Consider the following 4442-nt stretch of genomic DNA (forward strand, 5'->3'; position numbering starts at 1 on the left):
TCCGCGGGAAACACCCGCGTCAGCAACCCCACAGACACCAAATCCGACAACCGGACATCAGAAGACGGCTTCACCCAACCAGAACGCGGCATCCCTCCACAATAACCCAAAAGCTCTTAACTGAACGGTATTGCCGCTAGCTTCCGTCCCCGCGAACGTTCCGCCTCGCTCATGGACCGCCTCGAAGCCCGCAGCCGGGGAGAGATCACCAAGGGCGTGCCCACCGGCTTCACCGACCTGGACAACCTCACCAACGGCCTGCACGGCGGCCAGGTCATCGTGATCGCCGCCCGGCCTGCGATGGGCAAGTCCACCCTCGCCGTGGACTTCCTGCGTTCTGCCACGATCAAGCACGGCCTCACCGGCGCCCTGTTCAGCCTCGAAATGGGCGGCGACGAAGTCCATGAGCGCATCGTGTCCGCCGACACCAAGGTCGCCTACCACCACCTGCGCAGCGGCAACCTGACCGAGGACGACTGGATCCGCATCGGCCACAGCGTCCAGCGCCTGGAGGACGCCGACCTCCACATCTTCGAAGACGCCGGCCTGACCGTCATGCAGGTCAAGGCCCACTGCCGTCGGCTCCAGCAACGAGGCGGCCTCGACATCGTCGTCGTCGACTACCTCCAGCTCATGCAGTCCAGCGGCCGCAAGGCCGAGAACCGACAGGTCGAGGTATCCGAGATGAGCCGCCAGTTCAAGCTCCTGGCCAAGGAACTGGACGTGCCCGTCGTCGTCCTGTCCCAGCTCAACCGCGGACCCGAGCAGCGCCAGGACAAGAAGCCGATGATCTCCGACCTGCGGGAGTCCGGCGCCATCGAACAGGACGCGGACATCGTGATCCTCCTGCACCGCGAGGACGCGTACGAGAAGGAGTCGCCGCGTGCGGGCGAGGCCGATCTCATCATCGGGAAACACAGGGGAGGACCGACGTCGACGATCACGGTTGCCACGCAACTCCACTACAGCCGATTCGTCGACATGGCCGCACCGGCATGACGTGACCTGTAGGGTCTCAAATTTCGTGTCGGAATCTCACGGCTGGTGCCGGATGGAAGTCGGATCCGACGTGGCGCTAAGACATGCAGGTCGCGCCTGTACCTCGTTCGCGTTGAACGCCGACGCCTGGAAGGCCAAGCGGCCGCGCCGGGAACAGCCGGTCCGGCCGGCACGGTTGCATCGACCGAGGGACCGGCGCCGCACGGGCGGGGAACACGGAGACCACAAGGCCGTCCGCCCCACCAGGATCCGGGCCCCAGGATCGCGGTACGCCCGCCGCGCACTCGGACGAAGACGTATTTCTCCAGGAGGATTGTTTCATGACTGACCGGCCCTTGACGCTCATGGCAGTGCACGCCCACCCCGACGACGAGGCCACTGGAACCGGAGGGGTCCTCGCGCGGTACGCGGCGGAAGGCATCCGCACGGTTCTCGTGACGTGTACCGACGGCGGTTGCGGTGACGGACCGGGGGGTGTCAAGCCGGGCGATCCCGGGCACGATCCGGCGACGGTCGCCTTGATGCGCCGTCAAGAACTTGAGGCGAGCTGTGACGTCCTGAAGGTCAGCGATCTGGAGATGCTGGACTATGCCGACTCCGGGATGACGGGCTGGCCGAGCAACGACGCCCCCGGATCCTTCTGGCAGACCCCCGTGCAGGAAGGCGCGGCCCGACTTGCGGAACTCATGCGGCACTACCGACCTGATGTGGTCGTCACCTACGACGAGAACGGCTTCTACGGCCACCCCGACCACATCCAGGCCCACCGCATCACGATGGCGGCGCTGGAGATGACCGCGCTGACACCGAAGGTGTACTGGACCACGATGCCCCGCTCGATGATGCAGCGGTTCGGCGAGATCATGCGCGAGTTTCATGAGGACATGCCGGAGCCGGATCCTGCCGAGACCGCCGCGATGGCCGAGATCGGCCTCCCTGACGATGAGATCACCACGTGGGTGGACACCACCGCGTTCAGCTGTCAAAAGTTCGACGCGTTGGCCGCGCACGCCAGTCAGGGCGAGAACATCTTCTTCCTCAAGATGGGCAAGGAGAGGTTCGGCGAGTTGATGGGCATGGAGACCTTCGTACGCGTCCAGGACGCCACCGGCGCGGCCATACCCGAGAACGATCTCTTCGCCGGACTGCGCTGATCCGCCCGTCCGACCGGCCAGGAAAGCGCATCGACCGCACGGCGCGATCGAGCGGGTCACACACCCGGAGGCTTGTCCACGCGAGTTCCGCTCCGGCAGCCCGCGTCCAGGCCCTCGCCGACAGCGTCGACGCGTGCCCGCACTTCCGACCCGACACTGCGTTCGTCCCCAAACCACCTGGCAACCGCACAGGTGGGAGACCTGCGGGCTGCTGACTCGGAAGGTGCGCGACAGCCCAGGTCACAAGCCCGCCGAGGAAGCGACACGAAGCTGAGGCTCCGATATCCGACACGCCGTGAGGCAACGGAAGAAGCAGCAGGTCACGAGGGCAGTCTCCGACACCAACCGCGAGACCCTACACCCCGGCACGACCGGTAGGCCCCGCAAAGCCCCTGAGGGTGCAGCTCGCTGATGATCTGCCGCCCCGGAGTCCATCCGGTCGTCCGGGGTGGAGATCGACGCCCAGCGGCCCGTACAGACGATCAACGACAGGAGTAGGCCCGTGGGCATCATCGGCGAGAGCCTCGACAAGGCCGCCACAGCAACCGCGACTCGCCCGATACCGAAGTCGGCCGGCGCCCAGATACGGTTCCTCGTCAAACACGAGAAGGGCTCCACCCGCACCGTCGCGCAGCGCCTGGGCATCTCGCAGCGCACCGTGGAGCGCTACCTCAAGGGACAGATCAAAACCCCGCGCCCCGAACTCGCGGCGAAGCTCGTGGCCGAGGTGCGCAAGAACTGGCAGCCGCGGGTGCGCGAGCGGGCGAAGAAGCAGGCGGCGACGTCGACCGGCATCGTGATCGAGACCCGGGCCCGGTTCGGTTTCACTGCCGCGCCCGGCACCTCCGACGACGGACGGATCCGGCGCATCACCCAGCACCTTCCACCCAAGTACGCGGCCCGGCTGTTCGATGCGCAGGCCGCCGGCGCCACCGAGCAGCAGCTGCAGAACATCGCCGCCGAAGGCCTCCAGGAGCAGTACTTCAAGGACGGCGGCCGCCGTGCCGAGGGACTCCTGGTCGAGTTCACCGACATCGACTACGTGGAGCTCGACTACTCGTGACCCACTCGTCCGGGGAAAGTGGTCACGATCGTCCAGTCTGCTGTGGGAACAGCTGTGCAGCACCACAACTGTTCGCTCGGACTGGTGAATCGAGCCGTCCTAACAGCGCTTCCTGATTTGAACCGTGGGGGATATCAGGCCAAAACCGCAGGTCAGAGGCCCTTCGTTGGGTCCAGATGGCCCGATGACCCGGTCCAATGCTGGTAATGTTCTTCTTGTCGGGAGGGGGTGGCCTCCTTCCCGGTCACCGCATGTGGAGCCGACCGGCAGCGGCTGGCCAGCATGCAAGAAGGCCCGGCTCCCGGCCAGGGGAACCGAGCCTCCTGCAGTTACCGAGCCCGGTCGAGTTCAGAGCGACCGGGCTCGCTGCGTGTGCAACTCCCGGACCAGATCCGACCGCCGACTCGGGGCGAGCAGCCAGCTTGTTGAGCGACTACTTCGCCAGGGCGATGACCGCCACCAATAAACTCGCCGCCGCCAGGAAGACCTGCCACCTTTCGGGGGCGGTCCACTTTCTCCTGTCGTCCGGCTTGTCCAGGGGGGCGCTCACAGCACCACCTCACCTTTCCTCCAGTCGGCGCCTGCGGTTCAGGACACCGGGGTCTGTGAACTGGCAGGCGGTACTGCTCAGTTCGGAAGCTCGGTGAAGCATGGTCAGCATACCTTGCTTTCAAAGGGGTTATGGCCTAGATCATGGTTTTTTGTCTACTACAATAAACACCAAACCTTTGATTCAAAGGATTGGTGATGGGGGTCCCATGAATCACGCGTAGCACACGCCGTTTCGCCTGTGAACCTAGCCGCCCACGCCTGGGTCGCCGGACCAAAATATTCTCTCCCGCAGCCGTCAACTCTGGCTCGGATCAACGGAACATCGTCGTCGGGGGCGGTGGAGGGAGTCGGTGGCGTGGCGGCTGACGGAACCGGACGAACCGGCTGTGAATCAACCCGGTTCGTCCGACGCAAAGCGCCTTTGAGCTCTACAGTGGTCCGGTCAAGTTCCGCCGACCGAGGAGGCGCCCATGCAGTGCCCCTCGTGTTCCGCGCCCACAGTCGTAATCGATCTCAAAGAAGACGACAGCGGTACCTCGAGCAGGCGACGCCGGCAGTGCTCTATGTGAAGTTCCCCCTCTGAAGTGGGCAGCCTGATACTGGGACGGATGGGTCCCGGAGGAAGCAGTCCAGGTTGAGTGGCAAGAGCAACATGAGCAAGCGGTACACGTCGG

The 4442-nt window shown here is 65.1% G+C and carries 3 protein-coding genes and 1 pseudogene; all 4 read left to right on the forward strand.

The genetic code is table 11. From position 1 onward, the window contains the following. Positions 1-171: 171 nt before the first annotated feature. Positions 172-999 (forward strand): annotated as a pseudogene (locus AB0I23_RS41175) (replicative DNA helicase); the annotation flags it as partial. A 320-nt stretch (positions 1000-1319) separates the two neighbouring features. Continuing rightward, positions 1320-2153: a PIG-L family deacetylase gene (locus tag AB0I23_RS41180; protein ID WP_359118366.1), complete on the forward strand. Its 834-nt coding sequence runs from the start codon at positions 1320-1322 to the stop codon at positions 2151-2153. 502 nt (positions 2154-2655) lie between these two features. Beyond that, on the forward strand, positions 2656-3216 hold the full coding sequence (gene tpg / locus AB0I23_RS41185; RefSeq protein WP_359118368.1) for a telomere-protecting terminal protein Tpg: 561 nt from the start codon (positions 2656-2658) through the stop codon (positions 3214-3216). 1022 nt (positions 3217-4238) lie between these two features. Continuing rightward, complete coding sequence (locus AB0I23_RS41955; protein ID WP_436847081.1) at positions 4239-4337, forward strand: NrdR family transcriptional regulator; 99 nt, start codon at positions 4239-4241, stop codon at positions 4335-4337. Positions 4338-4442 lie beyond the last annotated feature (105 nt).

Origin of the sequence: Streptomyces atratus, assembly GCF_040655115.1 — a bacterium.
In the GTDB taxonomy this organism is placed as follows: domain Bacteria; phylum Actinomycetota; class Actinomycetes; order Streptomycetales; family Streptomycetaceae; genus Streptomyces; species Streptomyces atratus_D.

Excerpts from the sequence above, each read along its gene's own strand:
- AB0I23_RS41180 (WP_359118366.1), top strand. The coding sequence starts at position 1,320 with ATGACTGACCGGCCCTTGACGCTCATGGCAGTGCACGCCCACCCCGAC.
- AB0I23_RS41955 (WP_436847081.1), top strand. The coding sequence starts at position 4,239 with ATGCAGTGCCCCTCGTGTTCCGCGCCCACAGTCGTAATCGATCTCAAA.